General features: G+C 73.9%; 14 protein-coding genes. 4 read left to right on the forward strand and 10 right to left on the reverse strand.

Annotated features, from left to right (window positions below; all coding sequences use genetic code 11):
* Together ACZ7JZ_RS17725 and trpS are read left to right on the forward strand one after the other, a co-directional pair.
* Positions 1–184: hypothetical protein (locus tag ACZ7JZ_RS17725; protein ID WP_470939784.1), on the forward strand; the 184-nt coding region annotated here is incomplete at its 5' end.
* Between the two features lie 423 nt (positions 185–607).
* Positions 608–1609 (forward strand): tryptophan--tRNA ligase, encoded by a 1002-nt coding sequence (trpS, locus tag ACZ7JZ_RS17730; protein WP_470939786.1) that lies wholly within the window; start codon positions 608–610, stop codon positions 1607–1609.
* A 58-nt stretch (positions 1610–1667) separates the two neighbouring features.
* On the opposite strand, the gene proC is transcribed toward trpS, so the two are convergent.
* From proC to ACZ7JZ_RS17755, 5 genes are all read right to left on the reverse strand, one after another.
* Entirely contained in the window at positions 1668–2477 is an 810-nt protein-coding gene (gene proC / locus ACZ7JZ_RS17735) for a pyrroline-5-carboxylate reductase (protein ID WP_470939788.1), read from the reverse strand.
* 165 nt (positions 2478–2642) lie between these two features.
* The gene (locus tag ACZ7JZ_RS17740; RefSeq protein ID WP_470939791.1) at positions 2643–3380 is read right to left on the reverse strand and encodes an ABC transporter permease; all 738 of its coding nucleotides are present in this window, start codon (positions 3378–3380) and stop codon (positions 2643–2645) included.
* Positions 3377–4234, reverse strand: coding sequence for an ABC transporter ATP-binding protein (locus tag ACZ7JZ_RS17745; RefSeq protein WP_470940249.1), 858 nt, complete (start codon positions 4232–4234; stop codon positions 3377–3379). The genes ACZ7JZ_RS17740 and ACZ7JZ_RS17745 overlap by 4 nt, the downstream gene beginning before the upstream one ends.
* A 2329-nt stretch (positions 4235–6563) precedes the next feature.
* Entirely contained in the window at positions 6564–7091 is a 528-nt protein-coding gene (locus ACZ7JZ_RS17750; RefSeq protein ID WP_470939794.1) for a hypothetical protein, read from the reverse strand.
* A 33-nt stretch (positions 7092–7124) separates the two neighbouring features.
* Positions 7125–7478, reverse strand: coding sequence for an SH3 domain-containing protein (locus ACZ7JZ_RS17755; RefSeq protein ID WP_470939797.1), 354 nt, complete (start codon positions 7476–7478; stop codon positions 7125–7127).
* 106 nt (positions 7479–7584) lie between these two features.
* Between ACZ7JZ_RS17755 and ACZ7JZ_RS17760 the strand changes: the two genes are divergently transcribed.
* A complete protein-coding gene (locus ACZ7JZ_RS17760) occupies positions 7585–9933 on the forward strand; it encodes a protein kinase domain-containing protein (protein ID WP_470939800.1) in 2349 nt (782 codons plus the stop codon).
* 269 nt (positions 9934–10202) lie between these two features.
* On the opposite strand, the gene ilvD is transcribed toward ACZ7JZ_RS17760, so the two are convergent.
* The 4 genes from ilvD to ACZ7JZ_RS17780 form a co-directional block, all read right to left on the reverse strand.
* Complete coding sequence (gene ilvD, locus ACZ7JZ_RS17765) at positions 10203–12053, reverse strand: dihydroxy-acid dehydratase (RefSeq protein WP_470939801.1); 1851 nt, start codon at positions 12051–12053, stop codon at positions 10203–10205.
* Positions 12054–12227: 174 nt separating this feature from the next.
* Positions 12228–12839 (reverse strand): TetR/AcrR family transcriptional regulator, encoded by a 612-nt coding sequence (locus ACZ7JZ_RS17770; protein ID WP_470940252.1) that lies wholly within the window; start codon positions 12837–12839, stop codon positions 12228–12230.
* A 95-nt stretch (positions 12840–12934) separates the two neighbouring features.
* A complete protein-coding gene (locus ACZ7JZ_RS17775) occupies positions 12935–13768 on the reverse strand; it encodes a sugar phosphate isomerase/epimerase family protein (protein ID WP_470939802.1) in 834 nt (277 codons plus the stop codon).
* Between the two features lie 1345 nt (positions 13769–15113).
* A complete protein-coding gene (locus ACZ7JZ_RS17780) occupies positions 15114–16040 on the reverse strand; it encodes a Ppx/GppA family phosphatase (protein ID WP_470939803.1) in 927 nt (308 codons plus the stop codon).
* A gap of 93 nt (positions 16041–16133) precedes the next feature.
* Here ACZ7JZ_RS17780 and ACZ7JZ_RS17785 point away from each other — a divergent pair, with 93 nt between their 5' ends.
* On the forward strand, positions 16134–17024 hold the full coding sequence (locus tag ACZ7JZ_RS17785; protein WP_470939805.1) for a DUF3109 family protein: 891 nt from the start codon (positions 16134–16136) through the stop codon (positions 17022–17024).
* An 82-nt stretch (positions 17025–17106) separates the two neighbouring features.
* Here the strand turns inward: ACZ7JZ_RS17785 and ACZ7JZ_RS17790 are convergent, their stop codons facing one another.
* Positions 17107–18873, reverse strand: a complete 1767-nt coding sequence (locus ACZ7JZ_RS17790; RefSeq protein WP_470939808.1) for a BACON domain-containing protein — start codon at positions 18871–18873, stop codon at positions 17107–17109.
* Positions 18874–19130: the final 257 nt, after the last annotated feature.

The following is a 19130-nucleotide window of genomic DNA, read 5'->3' on the forward strand; positions in this document are numbered from 1 at the left end:
TCCTTCGTTCCTGCGTTTCCGACTCTATCAGATCTTTTCGGACCCGATTTCCTCGGCGCTTTCCGGTCCAAGCCGCTTTCGCGCTTTTCCCTTCCGGCGTTTCCGACTCTATCAGATCCTTTCGGGCCTGACTCCCAGTCAGCGGGCTTGTCTTCTCGACCCGTTGGGCCGTTCCGACGAGTGAGACATTAGCGGATTCCCCGCCTCCGACCTAATCGGCGGCTGTGCCTCTCGGGCACGGATTCCTCATTCGCAAATACGCATGAAAACGAGACGACAAAGTGCGTCGTTCGTTCGAATGGTTGTTGCGGAATGGCTGTCCGGGGACCGACCAGAGTCGGCGCTCACGTCGGACAACTCGGAGAACACTACGGATCCGGGCGGGTCGTGTCAACCTCCTGGCCTGGCTCACTCCCAGGGTCTACCGTGGAGCCATGACTACGCACGCGCTCAGCCTTCGCTGGTGGGCCGCCTGACGGCGGCCGACCCAGACGAACGCGCGCATGCGCTCACGGCCGCCGCCCCGGCGGCCGTTTCTGTTTCTCCCTCCCGGGAGGCCGGTCCGCCCACCAGGCGGCGGCAACACGACCAAGGGAGAGAGCAGGACATGAAGCGGATCTTCAGCGGGGTCAAGCCGACCGGACACCTGACCCTGGGCAACTACCTCGGGGCCGTACGGCAGTGGGTCGAGGTGGACCAGTACCAGGAGGAGGCGGTCTTCTGCGTGGTCGACCTGCACGCCCTCACGGTCGAGCACGATCCCGCCCGCGTGCGCCGGCTCAGCCGGCAGGCGGCGACACTGCTGCTGGCAGCCGGGCTGGACCCCGAGCACTGCACCCTCTTCGTCCAGAGCCACGTGGACGAGCACGCCCGGCTCTCCTACCTGCTGGAGTGCACGGCCACGGACGGGGAGCTGCGGCGGATGATCCAGTACAAGGAGAAGGGTGCGCGGGCGCAGGCCGCCGGAGAGGGCGTACGGCTGTCGCTGCTCACGTACCCCGTGCTGATGGCGGCGGACATCCTGGCCTACGGGACGCACGAGGTGCCGGTCGGGGAGGACCAGCGGCAGCACGTGGAGCTGACGCGGGACATCGCGGTCCGCTTCAACCAGCGGTACGGGCAGACCTTCACCGTGCCGCGGGCCACCCACCCCAGGGTCGCGGCGCGGGTGATGGACCTCCAGGACCCCGGTTCGAAGATGGGGAAGTCCCATGAGGTGTCCGCGGGGGTCGTCTACCTGCTGGACGATCCGGGCGTCGTACGGAAGAAGATCATGCGCGCGGTGACCGACAGCGGCAACGAGGTCGCGTACGACCGGGAGGCCAAGCCCGGGGTCGCGAACCTGCTCGACATCCTCGCCGCCTGCACCGGCGGGGAGCCCGGGAAGCTCGCGGACTCCTACTCCTCGTACGGGGACCTGAAGAGGGACACGGCGGATGCGGTGGTCGAGCTGCTGAGGCCGGTGCAGGAGCGGCACACGCAGCTGTGCGCGGAACCCGGGCGGGTGGACGCGGTGCTGCGCGAGGGCGCGGCGCGGGCCCGGGCGATGGCGAAGCCGGTCGTGGACGCGGCCTATGCGGCGATGGGGCTGCTGCCGGCGGCGGGTTGAAGCGGACGGTGGGGTGGGGTGGTGGGGGCCCTTCCCCGCCCCCACCCCTTCCGATTCGTCAGTTGGTGCCGGAGGCCAGTTCGCGGCTGCGGTCGCGGGCGGCTTCGAGGGCGGCGATGAGGGCCGCGCGTACGCCGTGGCGCTCCAGCTCGACGATGGCGTTGATCGTCGTACCGGCCGGGGAGGTGACGGCCTCGCGGAGCTTGACCGGGTGCTCGCCGCTGTCGCGGAGCATGACGGCGGCGCCGATGGCGGCCTGGACGATGAGGTCGTGGGCCTGGGCGCGGGGCAGGCCGAGGAGGATGCCGGCGTCGGTCATGGCCTCGACGAGGAAGTAGAAGTAGGCGGGGCCGGAGCCGGAGAGGGCGGTGGCGGCGTCCTGCTGGGACTCGGGGACGCGGAGGGTCTTGCCGACGCCGCCGAAGATCTCCTCGGCGTGGGCGAGGTGCTCGGCGGTGGCGTGGCTGCCGGCGGAGATGACGGACATGGCCTCGTCGACGAGGGCGGGGGTGTTCGTCATGACGCGGACGACGGGGGTGCCGGGGGCGAGGCGCTCCTCGAAGAAGGAGGTCGGGACGCCGGCGGCACCGCTGATGACGAGCCGGTCGGCGGGGACGTGGGGGGCGAGCTCGTCGAGGAGCTTGCCCATGTCCTGGGGCTTGACCGTGAGGATGAGGATGTCCGCCTGCTTGGCGGCCTCGGCGTTGCTGACGGCTTCTACGCCGTAGCGGGTGCGGAGCTCCTCGGCGCGTTCGGAGCGGCGCGCGGTGACCAGGAGCTTCGACGCGGGCCAGCCGCCGCGGATCATTCCGCTGAGGAGGGCCTCGCCGATCTTGCCGGTGCCGAGGACTGCGACTGTCTGGGTCATACGGGGTCACCTCGCCGAGCAGGCTGCTGATCTTGCCGATCTTGTGGGCTGTACGTCCACATCCTTGCATTCGGGCGGGGGTGGGGGCGGGGGGTGTCCGAGGGGCGGGCGGGGGTGGGGTGGGGTGGGGTGGGTCTGTGGTCGGGTGGGGGTGGTGCCGTTCGGTCAGGGGGTGCGGCGGCGGAGGGTTGCTGCGCCCAGGCAGAGGACGAGGAGGGCGCAGCCGGCCACGACGAGGGCGTCGCGGGCGAAGGCGGCCGTGAGGTCGGGGTGGGTGAGGACCTCGGTCATGCCGTCGACGGCGTAGGACATGGGGAGGACGTTCGAGATGGCTTCCAGTACGGGCTGCATGGTGTCGCGGGGCGCGAACAGGCCGCAGAGGAGCAGCTGCGGGAAGATCACCGCCGGCATGAACTGGACGGCCTGGAACTCGGAGGAGGCGAACGCCGAGACGAAGAGGCCGAGGGCGGTGCCGAGGAGGGCGTCGAGGAGGGCCACGAGGAGCAGGAGCCAGGGGGAGCCGACCACGTCGAGTCCGAGGATCCAGAGGGCCGTGCCGGTGGCGAGGAGGGACTGGAGGACGGCGAGCGCGCCGAAGGCCAGGGCGTAGCCGCCGATCAGGTCGCCCTTGCCGAGGGGCATGGCGAGGAGGCGTTCGAGGGTGCCGGAGGTGCGCTCGCGGAGGGTCGCGATGGAGGTGATCAGGAACATCGTGATCAGCGGGAAGATGCCGAGGAGCGAGGCGCCGATGCTGTTGAAGGTCTGCGGGCTGCCGTCGAAGACGTAGCGGAGCAGGACGAGCATCAGGACCGGTACGAGGAGCATCAGCGCGATCGAGCGGGGGTCGTGGCGGAGCTGGCGCAGGACGCGGGCGGCGGTGGCGAGGGTGCGGGCTGCGCTCATCGGAGGTCTCCGGCGGGGGTGGGGGCTGTGGTGGGGGTGGGGGCGTGGGCTGCGAGGTCGGGGCTCTCGTCTTCCTCGACCAGGCGGAGGAAGGCCTCTTCGACGGTGGCGGACTCGGTGCGGGTGCGCAGGGCGTCGGGGGTGTCCTCGGCGAGGACGCGGCCTTCGCGCAGGAGGATCAGGCCGTGGCAGCGCTCTGCCTCGTCCATCACGTGGGAGGAGACGAGGACGGTCGTGCCGCGGGTGTCGGCGATGTGGTGGAAGAGGTTCCACAGGTCGCGGCGGAGTACGGGGTCGAGCCCGACGGTGGGCTCGTCGAGCACCAGCAGCTCGGGGGTGCCGAGGAGGGCGACGGCGAGGGAGACCCGGTTGCGCTGGCCGCCGGAGAGGTTCCGCGCGAGGGCTTCGGCGTGCCCGGCGAGGTCCACGTCCCGGATCGCCTGCTCGACGGCTTCGCGGCGACGGTCGGCCGCGGAGCGGCCGGGGTCGAGGACGGCGGCGAAGTAGGCGAGGTTCTGGCGGACGGTCAGGTCGTCGTACACGGAGGGGGCCTGGGTGACGTACCCGATCCGGGAGCGGAGTCCGGGGGAACCGGCCGGCTGCCCGAGCACGTCGAGGGTCCCGGTCACCTGGTCCTGGGTACCGACGATGGCCCGCATGAGGGTGGTCTTGCCGCAACCGGAGGGTCCGAGGAGCCCGGTGATGCGGCCGCGGGGGACCTCGAAGCCGATCGCTTTGAGGACGGTACGACCCGCGCTGCGGCCGCGTGCGCCGCGGACGACGGTGAGCGACTCGGCACGGATGGCGGGGGTGGTGGGGGTGGCGGAGGCAGGTGGGCCGTTCAAGTTATTCATCACGTGATGAATAATCCTCCTGGGTCCGCGAGCCGTCAATGGACGCGGCGGAGTGGGACGGGAGAAGTTGCGGGGTGGGGTGGGTGCCCGACCGGGGCTGGCCCGTTGCGGCTGGCGGGGTGGCGTGGGTAGTCGGGGGCGGGCGGAGTCCCTGCCCTCAACGGTGTTGGGGTCGGGGCGACCTGAGCTCTTACTGCCAGCGGTGTTGTGGAGGTGGCCGGTTGGGGGCATCCCGCCATGCGTGACGGTGTTTCCGGGCCGGGGCGCCCTGTCAAGGGCGCTCCCTGCGGTCGCGTCGCTGCGCGATTCCGCTCCGCTCCACCCTGGACAGACCACCCCGCCCCGGACGGCATGACTGCCTGTCGGGACGCCCCCCGAAAGGAAACGCCCAGGGGGACCCGAGCCGCCGCCGGTCAGCGTCGGCCAAGCCAATCCCGTCCCCCTGCACCCCCGCCCTCCGGGCGGAAAGACCACAGGCCGCGACGGATCGCTACAGCCGCGGCCGTCTCAGCGGCCTCCGGACCGGCCGGGGCCGGGCATAGACCGCCAACGACCACTACGCGCTCCACCCGGCCCGGCGGCCTGCCGCCCGCCAGGGGCTGGGGCACGCGGGAACTCGCTACGCGCGGTGGTCTCGGCGGCAGCCGGGCCGCCCGGGGCTGGGGGCGCGGCTGATCGCCGCGCGGCGGGGGCTGCTCCCCGGCCTGCGGACCATCCGGCGAGCCGCGTGAGCACCTCACGTCCTGGGCGCGGCTGCTGCCGGGGCCGAGGCCGTCTCGCGTGCCCAGCGGTCCGCCTGGCGGTCCTCAGGACACGGAAGGCGACACCCGGCCCTGCCGCCTCGCGGCAGCGGTGGGCTTGCCGTGCTCTGCGTCCCGCCCAGTGGATCGCAGAGCACGGGGGCGGCTCCGGCCCCGCGTTCTGCCCCGCCTCTCCGCGGCGGCAGCCCGCCTGACGTGCTCCGAGTGCCGCCCAGCGGCTCGCAGGGCACGGCAACGGCCTGCGGCCCTGCCACTGCGCGGCGGCGGCCGACCGGCCGTTCTCCACGTCGCGCCCGGCGGATCACCGAGCCCGGGGGCGGCCTGCGGCCCTGCCGCTGCGCGGCAGAGGCTGGCCTGCCGTGCTGCGAGTACCGTCCAGCGGATCGCAGAGTCCGGGAGGCGGCCTTGGGGTCTGCGGCGGTGCGGAGGTGGGCGGGCTGCCGTGCCCCGAGTGCCGCCTGGCGGGTCGTGGGACACGGGACGGCCCGGCTGCCGCCGGCACGGCCAGAGCGCGTAGCGAACTGCCGCGCCCCCAGCCCCTGGCGGGCGGCAGGCCGCTTGGCCGGGCGGAGCGCGTAGTGGTCGTTGGCGGTCTATGCCCGGCCCCGGCCGGTCCGGAGGCCGCTGAGTCGGCCGCGGCTGTGTAGCGATCCGTCGCGGCTTGTGTCGGTTGTCTTTCCGCCCGGAGGGCGGGGGTCCGGCGGGCTCTGGCTCGCCTGGCGATTCGGACCGGCCGGGGTCCTGGTCCCCCTGCTGCTTTTTCTCCTGTGGCTGCTGGCAAGTCTGGGACTTGACGTCCCGTGGTGCCCTGTCAAGGGCGGAGCAAAGCGGAGTCGCGCAGCGACGCGACCGCAGGGAGCGCCCTTGACAGGGCGCCGCGGGACGGCCGCACAGTCAGACATGCGAGCAGACACCGGAGAGCCATCCCGACCCGGGCCGGGGCCTAGCGAGGTGGGCCGGGGGTAGGGGGCCGCTGCGCGGAGCCGGTTCCCCTACCCGCCCCTTCCCGAAACTGGGGCTCCGCCCCAGACCCCGCGCCTCAAACTCCCCCAGACTTCGTCCGGGGGACCCCCTGGCGAGGCTGGATAGACGGGGTCTGGGGGGCAGCCTCTGGCGAGGCTGGACAGCCGGGGGCGGGAAAGGGCTCCGGGTGGCCCCCGACCCCGTGCCTCACACTCCTCCCGGACTTCGTCCGGGCGGCCAGCCCCCCGACGGGGCTGGGTAGAGGGGTCGGATCGGGACCCAGGGGGCTCCGACCCCTCGCCGCGACACCGGCCGCCCACCCAACCCCGCACGGGCTGGACGCCGTACCCGGGCCCCGCTCCGGGGGGCGGTGGGCAAAGGCGGGTCGGCGGGGGTGGACGGTTGGGGGTGGAGACCCCGGCCCGGAACTGGGCGCCGTACCCCGGCCTGCGCCGCGGGGCGGTGGCGAAGACGGGTCGGCGGGGGTGGACGGCTGGAGGAGGAGACCCCGGAGCGGTTGGGGTTTGTGCCTCGGGCTGCGCCGCGGGGCGGTGTGGGGGGCACCCGGAGTGGTGGGGGTTTGTGTGTCGGTGGGTGGGGTGGGGTTATTTTTTGCGTTTGGGGCGGCGGGTGGCCGGGTTGCCGGTTCGGGTGCTGCGGCGGCGTTCGTACTGGGCCGCGGACTCCTCGTACTCCTTGCGGTGGAGCTTCTCGCCGGGGGCCTCGTACAGGGAGCGCAGGAAGTACGCGATCAGCGAGCCGATGAAGCCGATGGCCTTCAGGCCCTTGAGGGAGGCCTCGTCCGAGGAGGCCGGGCGGCGGCGGCCGAAGGACTCCCAGGTCTTGGAGAAGGCGATGGCGCTGCAGATCGTGAACATGATGACGACGGTGAAGCTCACGAACGGGCCGACGTTGCCGATCTCCAGGCCCTCGTACGCGAACTGCAGCACGAAGGCGCCCGCCACGGCGGCGGTCAGCGAGCCGATGGCCACGCCGACGCGCCGCCAGACGTAGCCGCCGTCGTGGTGCAGCCAGGTGGTGCCGAAGAAACGGATCTCCTCGGGCTGGGGGCCCGGGGGCGTACCCGTGGGCTGGGGCCGGTGGGGCTTCTGGGGTGGGGTTTCCTCGGTCACATCAGCGATTATCCCTCGCGGGGGCGCCCCGGCTCAGGAGCAGCGGGGGGCGATGTAGCCGTCGGCGCCGGTCTTGACGTAGGAGTCGGAGATGTACTGGCCGTTGGCGATGTTGTCCCAGATGTTGGTGGTGCCGTAGGGGCCGGTGACCGTCGTGCCGGGGCACTGGCAGTTGATCGGCACCGAGGCTCCGTACGGGAGCACCTTGACGATGCCGTAGCCGGTGCCGGGGCCGCTGCGGACGTTGACCCGGTAGCCGGGGGCCACGGGGTAGCGGGTCGCTATCGCGTCGGCCGCGGTGGCGGCGGCGGTCGCCGTAGCGGCCGGGGCGTTTTCGGCCGCCGGGTCCGGTGCGGGTGTTGCGGTCGTTCTCGGGTCTGCTGCCATGTGGAGCCCCTCCCCCAATGCTTCACCGTGCGTCACTCGCGCAGGTTAGCAAGGCTCGACTAGGCTCCATGGGCGCGCCGGCGTACCAAGCACACGGGGGGTGGGCATGCCGCGCCCAGCAGACAGAGCACGGCCTTCGCATACGGAATCGCAGTCGACAGCGGCGGAATACGCCGGGCAGTACCGGCTGGAATCCGTCCTCGGCTCCGGTGGGATGGGTGTGGTGCACCTGGCCACCTCCGCCTCCGGCATGCGGCTCGCAGTGAAGGTCGTACACGCCGAGTTCGCGGCGGATCCCGAGTTCAGGGCACGTTTCCGGCAGGAGGTCGCGGCGGCGCGGCGGGTGTCCGGCGCCTTCACGGCGGCCGTGGCCGACGCCGATCCGGAGGCCGGGCGGCCCTGGATGGCCACCCTCTACGTGGAGGGCCCCACCCTGGCCGAGCGGGCCAAGCGGAAGCCGTTGGACGCGGCGGAGCTGAGCCGGCTGGGCGCCGGGCTGGCGGAGGCGCTGCGCGATATCCACCGGGCCGGGGTGGTGCACCGGGACCTGAAGCCCAGCAACGTGCTGATGGCCGCCGACGGCCCGAAGGTCATCGACTTCGGGATCTCGCGCCCGTACGACAGTGATCTGCGGACGGAGACGGGGAAGCTCATCGGGACCCCGCCCTTCATGGCGCCCGAGCAGTTCCAGCGGCCGCGGGAGGTCGGGCCGGCGGCGGACGTGTTCGCGATGGGGGCCGTGCTGGTGTTCGCGGCCACGGGGCGCGGGCCGTTCGACTCGGACAGTCCGTACCTGGTGGCGTACCAGGTGGTGCACCACGAGCCGGACCTGTCGGGGCTGCCGGCGGAGCTCGCGCCGCTGATCGCACGGTGCCTGGAGAAGGATCCGGGGGACCGGCCGAGTACGGACGAGCTGATCGCGGCGCTGCGGTCGGCGGCGTATCCGACGGCGGAGGACACGCGGGCGTTCATTCCGGGGCCGCGGCGGGCGGTCGAGGGTGTTGAGGGTGTTGAGGGCGGGGCGGCTGAGGGGGGTTCGGGCGCGGGTGGGGAGCTGACTCACCGGCGGGTGCGGGTCGAGCTGGGGCGGGGGTCTCGGGGCCGGGGGCGGAAGGCGGGTTCTGGGCGGCGGCTGGGGCTGCGGCTCGGGCTCGGGCTGGGTGCGGTGGTGATCGCGGCTGCGGGGGCGGGGACGTATGCGCTGTGGCCGGCCGGGGCCGCTCCGGCGGGGGCTGTGGGGTCCGTGGGGCAGCAGTCCGCGCAGGGCGGGGCCGTGCCGGAGGTGTTCCGGCCCTGGGCGGTGCGGTTGGTGGATGCGGGCCGGGAGATTCGTACGCCGGTGTGCTCGGCGGGGGGCGGGGCGGGGGCGGCCGGGGCCGTGTACTGCAACGCGCCGGGAATCGCGGCGGCGCGGCTGGACGGCGGTGACGGCGAGCGGCGTTGGACGGTGCGGGCCGGGGCGGGCGGCGGGCGCGACCGGGCCGAGGAGAACCGGGCGCCGGTGCTGGCGGGCGGGCTGGTGCACGCCGTCAGCGCGGACGGTGCGCGGTTGGACGCGCTGGACCCGGAGACGGGGGCGGTGCGGTGGTCCACGGCCTTCTCGGGGTACTCGGGCCTGGTGCACGCGGGGGCGGGGCGGTCGACCGTACTGCTGCTCGCTGCGGACGGGCGGGTCACGGCCCTCGACTCGGCTACGGGGGACGAGCGGTGGTCGAAGCGGGTCGGCGGGGTGGGCTCGGAGTGGGTTGCGGGGCCGGGGGGCGGTGCGGGGGGCCCGGGCCGGGGGGTGGTGCTGGCGGTGACGCCTGCCGCGGACGGTGCGTCGAGCCTGGTGCGGGGGGTGGACGCGGGTGACGGCGGGGTGCTGTGGAGCCGGCGGGTGGCGGGGGTGCTGTCGCCCGTGGGGGTCGCGGGCGGGGCGCTGCTGCTGCAGGAGAGCGATCTGCGGGGGGTGACGGTCGCTGTGGTGCGGGTCGGTATCGGGCCTGCGGGGGGCGCCGGCGGGGCGGGGCCCGTGGTGCGGGTCGGGCTGCCGCTCGGGCTGGACCAGGCGCAGGCGGCCGTGGGGGCGGACGGGACCGTGTACTTCTTCGCCGTGGGCGGGGCGCTGACTGCCGTACGGACGGATGGGGCGGGAGTCGGGGCCGGGGCGGGTGCCGGGGGGTCTCGTGGCGGGGTCGAGCTGTGGCGGCTGGACACGTCGGTGGCGCGGGCCTCGCGGCCGGTGGTGGCCGACGGGATGGTGTACCTGACCGCGGCCGACGGGCGGCTGCTCGCGGTGGATGCGCGGGAGGGTGTGCTGGTGGGGCAGACGCGGCCGCGGATGGACGGCGGGCGGCACACGTTCGCGGCGATGGTTCCGGCGCCGGTGGCGGTGGGGGGTGGTCGGGTGTACGCGAGTGCGCCGGACGGGTCGGTGTTCGCGGTGGACGGGCGGGGGGCGGGGGGCTGGTAGCGGGGGTGCGGTGACGTGGGGTGGGCGGGTCGAGCCGGGCGGGTCGAGCCGGGTCGGCCGCTGCGCGGGGCTTTCCCCTACCCGCCCCTTCCCGAAAGCGGGGGCTCCGCCCCCACACCCCCGCGCCTCAAACTCCCCCAGACTGCGTCCGGGGGGGACCCCCTGGCGGGGCTGGATTTTGCCGGGGATGGGGGCAGCGGGACTGCGGCAGGGGGTTTTGGCCCCTGCCGCAGTCCCACCCGCACGCCCGTGGGTGGTGGCCCCGGGGGTCAGCCGAGCTTCGAGACGTCTCGGACTGCGCCCTTGTCGGCGCTGGTGGCCATGGCGGCGTAGGCGCGCAGGGCGGCGGAGACGGTGCGGACCCGGGTCTTCGGGGCGTAGACGCCGCCGAGGGCCTCGCGGCGGGCGGCCAGCTCCTCCTCGGACACGAGGAGTTCGATGGAGCGGGTGGGGATGTCGATGCGGATCCGGTCCCCGTCCTCGACCAGGGCGATGGTGCCGCCGGAGGCGGCTTCCGGGGAGGCGTGGCCGATGGAGAGGCCGGAGGTGCCGCCGGAGAAGCGGCCGTCCGTGATCAGCGCGCAGGTCTTGCCGAGGCCGCGGCCCTTGAGGAAGGAGGTCGGGTACAGCATCTCCTGCATGCCCGGGCCGCCCTTGGGGCCCTCGTAGCGGATCACGACCACGTCGCCGTGCGTGACCTGCTTGGAGAGGATCTTCTCGACGGCCTCGTCCTGGGACTCGCAGACGACGGCCGGGCCCTCGAAGGTCCAGATGGACTCGTCGACACCGGCGGTCTTCACGACGCAGCCGTCGAGCGCGATGTTGCCCTTGAGGACCGCGAGGCCGCCGTCCTTGCTGTACGCGTGCTCGACGGAGCGGATGCAGCCGCCCTCGGCGTCGAGGTCGAGGGTGTCCCAGCGCTCGGACTGGGAGAAGGCGGTGGCGGAGCGCTTGCAGCCGGGGGCGGCGTGCCACAGCTCCATGGCCTCGGCGGTGGTGGCGCCGGAGCGCGGGTCCCAGGCGGCGAGCCACTCGTCCAGGGAGTCGGAGTGGACGGTGTTGACGTCCTTGTTGAGGAGTCCGCCGCGGTGGAGCTCTCCGAGGATGGCGGGGATGCCGCCGGCGCGGTGCACGTCCTCCATGTAGTACGTACCGCCGGGGGCGACGTTCGGGGCGACCTTGGCCAGGCAGGGGACGCGGCGCGAAACCTCGTCGATGTCCTTGAGGTCGTAGTCGAGGCCCGCTTCCTGGGCGGCGGCGAGCAGGTGGAGGATCGTGTTGGTCGAGCCGCCCATGGCGATGTCGAGGGCCATGGCGTTCTCGAAGGCCTCGCGGGTGGCGATGTTGCGGGGCAGGACGGAGGCGTCGTCCTGCTCGTAGTACCGCTTGGTGATCTCGACGACCGTACGGCCGGCCTGCTCGTAGAGGGCGCGGCGGGCGGTGTGGGTGGCGAGGACGGAGCCGTTGCCGGGGAGGGCCAGGCCGATGGCCTCGGCGAGGCAGTTCATCGAGTTGGCGGTGAACATGCCGGAACAGGACCCGCAGGTCGGACAGGCGTTCTCCTCGATGCGCAGGACGTCCTCGTCGGAGACGTTCTCGTTGGAGGCGTCGACCATCGCGTCGATCAGGTCGAGCTTGCGGACCGTACCGTCGACGAGGGTGGCCTGGCCGGCCTCCATGGGGCCGCCGGAGACGAAGACGACCGGGATGTTGAGGCGCATGGCGGCCATCAGCATGCCCGGGGTGATCTTGTCGCAGTTGGAGATGCAGATCAGGGCGTCGGCGCAGTGGGCCTCGACCATGTACTCGACGCTGTCCGCGATGAGGTCGCGGGAGGGCAGCGAGTAGAGCATCCCGGCGTGGCCCATGGCGATGCCGTCGTCGACGGCGATGGTGTTGAACTCGCGGGGCACGGCGCCGGCCTCGCGGATCGCGTCGGAGACGATGCGGCCGACGGGCGCGAGGTGGGTGTGGCCGGGGACGAACTCGGTGAAGGAGTTGGCGACCGCGATGATCGGCTTGCCGATGTCCTCGCTCGCTACGCCCGAGGCGCGCATAAGGGCGCGCGCGCCCGCCATGTTGCGGCCGTGGGTGACGGTGCGGGACCGGAGCTCGGGCATCGGGTTTCACTCCCCAAGAGACACGGATCTGACGCTTACGAGCCTACGCCCACCCTCCAAGATCTGGACTGGGTGTCCGGATGCCGGGACGGGAGGATCATCCTTCGGTCAGCGGCGGGCCGGTGCCGGGACGGGCGCGCGGGGCCGGCAGGAGGGAAGGGAGGGCGGACGGGCTCAGGGTCCCGGGTCGGTGAGGTAGCGCTGCAGGGTGGGGGCGACCACGGCCACGATCTCCTCCGGGTCGGCGGAGGCGAGGGGCTCGACCTGGACGACGTACCGGAGGATCGCGATGCCGACCATGTGCGAGGCCGCGAGCTCGGCGCGGAAGGTCGGGTCGGGTACGTCGAGCTCCTGCGCCACCCGCTCCAGCAGCCGGCGCAGGACCAGCCGGCGGAGCACCTTCGCGGCGGCCTCGTGGGTGAGCGCGGAGCGGATCACCGCGAGGAGGGGGGCGCGGGTGGCCGGGTTCTCCCACACCTGGAGGAAGTAGCGGGCGAGGCGTTCGCCGATGCCGTCAGGGCCCTCGCCGAGCAGGGCGGGGACGACGAGGGTGGGTTCCATGCTCATCTCCACCGCCGCCGCGAAGACCTCTTCCTTGGTCCCGAAGTAGTGGTGCACGAGCGCCGGATCGACCCCGGCGGCCTTGGCGATGCCGCGTACGGAGGTCTTGTCGTACCCGCGCTCGGCGAACTCGGCGCGGGCGGCGAGCCGGATCCGCTCCTGCGTGCCGCCGGGCCCCTCCCCGGCCGCCTCGGCACGCGAGGGCCGGCCGCGCCCGCGGCGCACGGGCGGGGCGGCGGCGCCCGACTCGGCGGACGGGTCGGCGGACGGGTCGGCGCCCGACTCGGCGGACGGGTCTTCGGAGAACTCGGCGGAGGGGGTCACGGCCGGTGCACCCGCGGGTCGCTGACGGCCGTGGCGAGGTGGAGGCGGGTGAAGGCCAGGGCCTCGGCGAGGTCGGCCTCGCGCTCGGCACCGGACATCGCACGGCGGGTGTTGACCTCGATGACGACGTGCCCGTCGAAACCGCCGAGGGCGAGGCGCTCCAGGACCTCCGCGCAGGGCTGGGTGCCGCGGCCGGGGACGAGGTGCTCGTCCTTGGCGGAGCCGTTGCCGTCGGCGAGGTGGACGTGGGCGAGCCGGTCGCCCATGCGGTCGATCATCGCCGTCGCGTCGCTGCGGGCGGTGGCGGTGTGGGAGAGGTCGACGGTGAAGTGCCGGTAGTCGTCCTTGGTGACGTCCCACTCGGGTGCGTACGCGAGCATCTCGCGGTCGCGGTAGCGCCAGGGGTACATGTTCTCGACGGCGAACCGCACGTCCGTCTCGTCGGCCATCCGCCAGATGCCCTCGACGAAGTCCCGGGCGTACTGGCGCTGCCAGCGGAACGGCGGGTGCACGACCACCGTCGAGGCGCCGAGCTTCTCGGCGGCGGCCTGGGCGCGGCGCAGCTTGGTCCACGGGTCGGTGGACCAGACGCGCTGGGTGATCAGCAGGCAGGGGGCGTGGATCGCGAGGATCGGCACCTGGTGGTAGTCGCTCAGGCGGCGCAGGGCCTCGATGTCCTGGCTGACGGGGTCCGTCCACACCATGACCTCGACGCCGTCGTAACCGAGGCGCGCGGCGATCTCGAAGGCCGTCGCCGTCGACTCCGGGTAGACCGAGGCCGTGGAGAGGGCGACCTTCGCACCGGGAACACGCACGACTCGTTCTGCCACGCAGACAGGGTACGGGGCGGCTGGCAGGTATCGGGCTCCGCGGAGGGGGCGCGGGGCGGGGCGGGGGCCGCGCTGGCCGGGCGGGCGGCCGGGCGGACCGGGCGCCCGCGGGCGCGGGCTGGCCCCAGCCCACCGGCGGCCTGACGGGCGCTGCGGCTCGCTGAGCGGATCTCGGGGCACGGTGGGGCGGAGCCGCAGGCCCGGCCGGGCGGCTGGAGGGGCTTGCCGTGCGCCGGGTTCCGTCCAGCGGATCGCAGAACCCGGGAGGCGGCCTTCGCTTCCGCGGCGGGGCGGGGCCGGGCGGGCTGCCGTGCGCTGAGTCCCGCCTCCCGGGTCCTGGGGCACCGGAGGACGGCCTGCCCTTGCCGTGTGACGGTCTGCCGCGTGCCTCGGCCCGGGGCGGTCCGGCTGCCGCCGGGCCGGGCGGAGCGCGTAGTGGCCGCTGGCGGCCTATGCCCGGCCGCAGACGGCCCGGAGGCCGCTTGGCTGGCCGCGGCTGTGTAGCGATCCGCTGCGGCTTGTGGTCTTTCCGCCCGGAGGGCGGGGGCCCGGGGGAACGGGGTGCGCCTGGCCGATGCTGACCGGCTGCGTCCCTGGTCCCCCTGCTGCTTTTTCTCCTGTGGCTGCTGGCAAGTCTGGGACGTGGCGTCCCGTGGTGGCCTGTCAAGGGTGGCCCGCAGGGCCATCGCGCAGCGACGCGCAGCGCCCTTGACAGGGTGCCGCGGGACGGCCGCACCCTCAGACATGCGAGCAGACACCGGAGAGCCTCTCCTACCCGGGCCGGGGCTAGAGAGGTGGGCCGGGGGTAGGGGGCCGCTGCGCGGAGCGAGGTTCCCCTACCCGCCCCTTCCCGAACTGGGGCTCCGCCCCAGACCCCGCGCCTCAAACGCCGGCGAGGCTGGATAGACCGGGTCGGAAGGGGGCTCGGGGTGGCCAGGCCCCCGCGCCTCAAGCGCCGGCGAGGCTGGAGGGCCGGGGTCACATAGGGACTCGGCGTGGCCCGACCCCGCGCCTCAAACTCCCCCAGACTTCGTCCGGGGGGACCCCCTGGCGAGGCTGGATAGACCGGGTCGGAAGGGGGCTCGGGGTGGCCCGGACCCTTCGCCTCAAACGCCGGCGAGGCTGTGAAGTGACCGCTGGCAGGCGCGGTCGGCCGTGAGACGGCTGACGTTCGACATACGGGCCGGATCGCCCCGGCACCCTTACCCCGGACCACCCTGGGGGTGGTGGGCAAAGACCGGCCGGCCGGGGCGCACGGGCGGGGGAGGAGACGGCGGCGCACTGGAGCCCGTACCCAGACCCCCGCGCACCCGACCCCGTACCCAGACCCCACCCGCCCCCACCCCTACGGCAAGTGGTCCAAGCGGCGGAGGATGAGGCCTTCTCGGAGGGCCCAGGGGCAGATTTCCAGGTCGTCGACCTGGAAGAGGTCCATGGCGGCCTCTGCGACCAGGGAGCCCGCGAGGAGCTGGTGGGCGCGGCCCTCGGAGACTCCCGGGAGGGCCGAGCGCTGGCCCGCGGTCATGGCGGCCAGGCGCGGGACCCAGTCCTCGAGGGCCTTGCGGTTGAGGCCGCGCTGTACGTACAGGCCCTCCGCGGAGCGGGCCGCGCCCGCGATGCGGGCGAGCTGCTTGAAGGTCTTGGAGGTGGCCACGACGTGGTCGGGGGCGCCGAAGCGGGCGAACTCCCCGACCGTACGGGCGATCTGCGCCCGCGCGTGCCTGCGCAGCGCCTTGACGTCGGCGGCCTCCGGCGGGTCGGCCGGCAGCCAGCCCGCGGTGAGGCGGCCGGCGCCGAGCGGGAGGGAGACGGCCGCGTCGGGCTCCTCGTCGATGCCGAGGGCGATCTCCAGGGAGCCGCCGCCGATGTCGAGTACGAGGAGCCGGCCCGCGGACCAGCCGAACCAGCGGCGTACGGCGAGGAAGGTGAGCCGCGCCTCCTCCGGTCCGCTGAGGACCTGGAGGTCGACGCCGGTCTCCTCGCGGACACGGGCCAGGACCTCGTCGGCGTTGGTGGCCTCGCGGACGGCGGAGGTGGCGAAGGGCAGGACCTCCTCGCAGCCCTTGTCCTCGGCGGCCTGCACGGCTCCCGCGATCACGCCGGTGAGGCGCTCCAGGCCCTCCGCCCCGATCGCGCCGTTCTCGTCGAGCAGCTCGGCGAGACGCAATTCCACCTTGTGGGAGTGCGCGGGCAGCGGTCGCGCGCCGGGGTGCGCGTCCACCACCAGCAGATGGATCGTGTTCGAACCCACATCAAGGACACCGAGTCTCATAACCGAAACGCTACTGCGCCCGAGCGCCGACGCCTGCCACTCGGGCGGTTCGGATGCGGTACGGATGGAGTAAGCCCCGCTTAGGCTTGGGATGTGCCAAATACGAAGAAGGGCAAGGAGCCGAAACCGGCCAGGCCCACCGAGTCCGCCAAGCCGGCCAAGCCCGCCAAGTCTGTGAAGTCGGCCAAGTCCGGCAAGGGCGGCGGCAAGTCCGTCCGTGCCGACGAGGTGGGCATCGACTTCGCCCGCGCGTGGGTGGAGTTCCCGGACCCGGCCGACCGGGAGCAGGTCTTCCGCTGCGACCTGACCTGGCTGACCTCCCGCTGGACCTGCATCTTCGGCAGCGGCTGCCAGGGCATCCGGGAGGGCCGGGCGGCCGACGGCTGCTGCACGCTGGGGGCCCACTTCTCCGACGAGGACGACGAGAAGCGCGTGGCCGGGCACGTGGCGCGGCTGACCCCGGAGCTGTGGCAGTTCCACGACGTCGGCAGCAGTACGGGCTGGGTGCAGAAGGACGAGGACGGGGAGCGGCAGACCCGCCGCTGGGAGGGCTCGTGCATCTTCCAGAACCGTCCCGGCTTCCCGGGCGGTGCGGGCTGCTCCCTGCACATCCTGGCGCTCCGGGAGGGCCGCGAGCCGCTGGAGACGAAGCCGGACGTGTGCTGGCAGCTGCCGATCCGGCGTACGTACGACTGGATCGACCGGCCGGACGACACCCGGGTGCTGCAGGTGTCGATCGGCGAGTACGACCGGCGGGGCTGGGGTCCGGGCGGGCACGACCTGCACTGGTGGTGCACGTCGGCGACCTCGGCGCACGGGGCGGGCGATCCGGTGTACGTGTCGTACCGGGCCGAGCTGACGGAGCTGATGGGCAAGGAGGGGTACGGGAAGCTGGTCGAGCTGTGCGAGCAGCGGCTGTCCTCGCTGCTGCCGATGGCTCCGCATCCGGCGGATCCGGCGGATGCGGTGGATCCGGCGGGCTGAGGACCGGCCGGGAGTCGTGACGCGCCAGGGGGTGGGCCCGTGATCGGGCCCACCCCCTGCGTTGCACTGGGTATCACCCGCCTCAGCCGCCCGGGGCAACCGTTCCTTCACCCTCCGTCGGCTCGGACGTGGGGGTCTCGGCGGGCGGTGTGGGGGTCGGCTCGGTGGTTTCCGTGGGGGTCGGCGTGGGGGTGGGGGTCGGCGTCGGGGTGGGTGTGGGGGTCGGGGCGGGTTCCTGGGGGCGGGTCGGGGTCGGGGCGGGGGTGGAGGGGCCGGTGCTCGGGCGGGTGGCTCCGCGGCCCGATACGGAGATCACTGCGCCGCCGGGGTCGACGCCGATGCGGGCGGTCCAGGGGCCGGCCGGTTCGGTGTTGCGGTCGACGGTGATCCGTACGCTGAACGTTTCGCCGGGCGCCAGTTCGCCCGAACTCTGGCTCGCCCAGAGCCAGGCCGCGTCCGACCACAGGTGCCAGGCCACCGGGGCGCCGCCGGAGGCGGTGAGGACGATGACCGTGGTCGCGCCGCTGGAGTGGGCGTCGACGGTGAGCCGGCCGGGGCCGCGGCTGCCGGGGGTGGTGGGCTGGGCGGGGGCGCCGGGGCTGACGACCTCCACGGACACGTCGGGTCCCGTGCCGCCCGTGGTGAACCGGGCCTCGGGGCGGATGCGGGCGTTGCCCGCGTTCTCGTAGGCCTCGTACGGGCCGCCGGCCGCCCGGGTCTGCTCGTCGCTGTCGCTGGCGGAGATCCGGGTGCCGCCGGGACTGCTCTCGCCGGTGACGGGGGCTCCGCGGTACGCGGCCCAGAGGGCCAGGACGGGCGCGGCGACGACGGTGGCGACCACGGTGGTGGTGACGGCGCGGGCCCGGATGCGGTCGCGGCGCGCGGCGCGGTCGCGGGGGTCGGTGGGGAAGCCGGTGCGGTCGAAGCGGGGGCCCGCGCTGCGGGCGCGGGGGATGCGGAGCCGGGCCAGGTGGACGGCGGACCGGGGGGCGGTGACCAGCGGGAGCGCGGTGGTGCTGAGGCCGCCGGAGCCGGGCCAGGGGCCGCCGGCGCCGACGCGTTCGGCGACGCGGCGGCAGCGGGGGCAGTCGTCCACGTGCCGGACGAGTTCGGCGCGCAGGGCGGTGGAGAGCAGGACGCGGCTGTCGCCGGCGAGCCGGGAGACCTGGGGGCAGCTGCCGGTTTCCACGACGGCGAGGGCGGCGCGGGTGCGCTCGACCTCGCAGGCGGCGCCGGCGAGGAGTTCGCGGGCGGCGGCGGGGCTGAGGCCGAGGACGGGGGCGAGCTCGGCCACGGCCAGGCGGTGGCGGACGGCCAGTTCCAGGGCCTCGCGCTGTTCGGGGGTGGTGCCGGCGGCTTCGGGCCACGCGAGGCGGGCGAGTTCGGCTTGGCGGATTGCGGGGGCGTGGTCGTGGTCCTGGCCGTGGTCGCGGTCCGGTACGGGTGCGGGTAGCGGGTCGCCGCCGTGCCGGCGGGTGTGCTCCCGGGTGTGCTCCGGCGCACGCCGGGCGGCATGCGCCCCCGGGGCGCCCGTGGTGGAGCGGGGGCGGCGCTGTTCCGCGAGCCGGCGCAGGCAGGACCAGCGGGCGAGGGCGTAGAGCCAGGCCCGGTGGCCGCCGGTGTCCTCGGGGCAGCGGCCGGAGTGGCGTTCCGCCACGGCGAGTACGTCGGCCAGTGCTTCGGTGGCGGTCTCGTGGTCGCACAGCACGGACAGGCAGTACGTGAACAGGCCGTCCAGGTGCGGCTCGTGGCGGGAGGGGGGCGGCTGGTCCGCCGCGCGGGGCGCATGCCCGTGCGCCCGGTGTGCGCCGGGGGTCGGCGCGGGGTGCCCTTGGCTGCTGCTTGTCACTCGGTGACCGTAGGGGCCGGGTGGGCGGGGGCCCGGAAGCCTTTGGCAGTTTTAATCCTTACGGGTGAACAGATCGCACAAAACCGGACAGGGGTCGTTGACGGCAACCGGCCAGGGCGTCTGCGGGGCGGTTCCCTTCGGGGTGAGCGAGGTCCTGGGCCGGGGCGGCCCTTCGGGGTCTCCACCACCCCGCCCTTTCACCGTTTCCCGGGGCTCCGCCCCGGACCCCGTACCGCCCGCTCCGCGCTGAGCGCTCA

The sequence above is a fragment of the Streptomyces sp. NPDC038213 genome, from assembly GCF_055600495.1.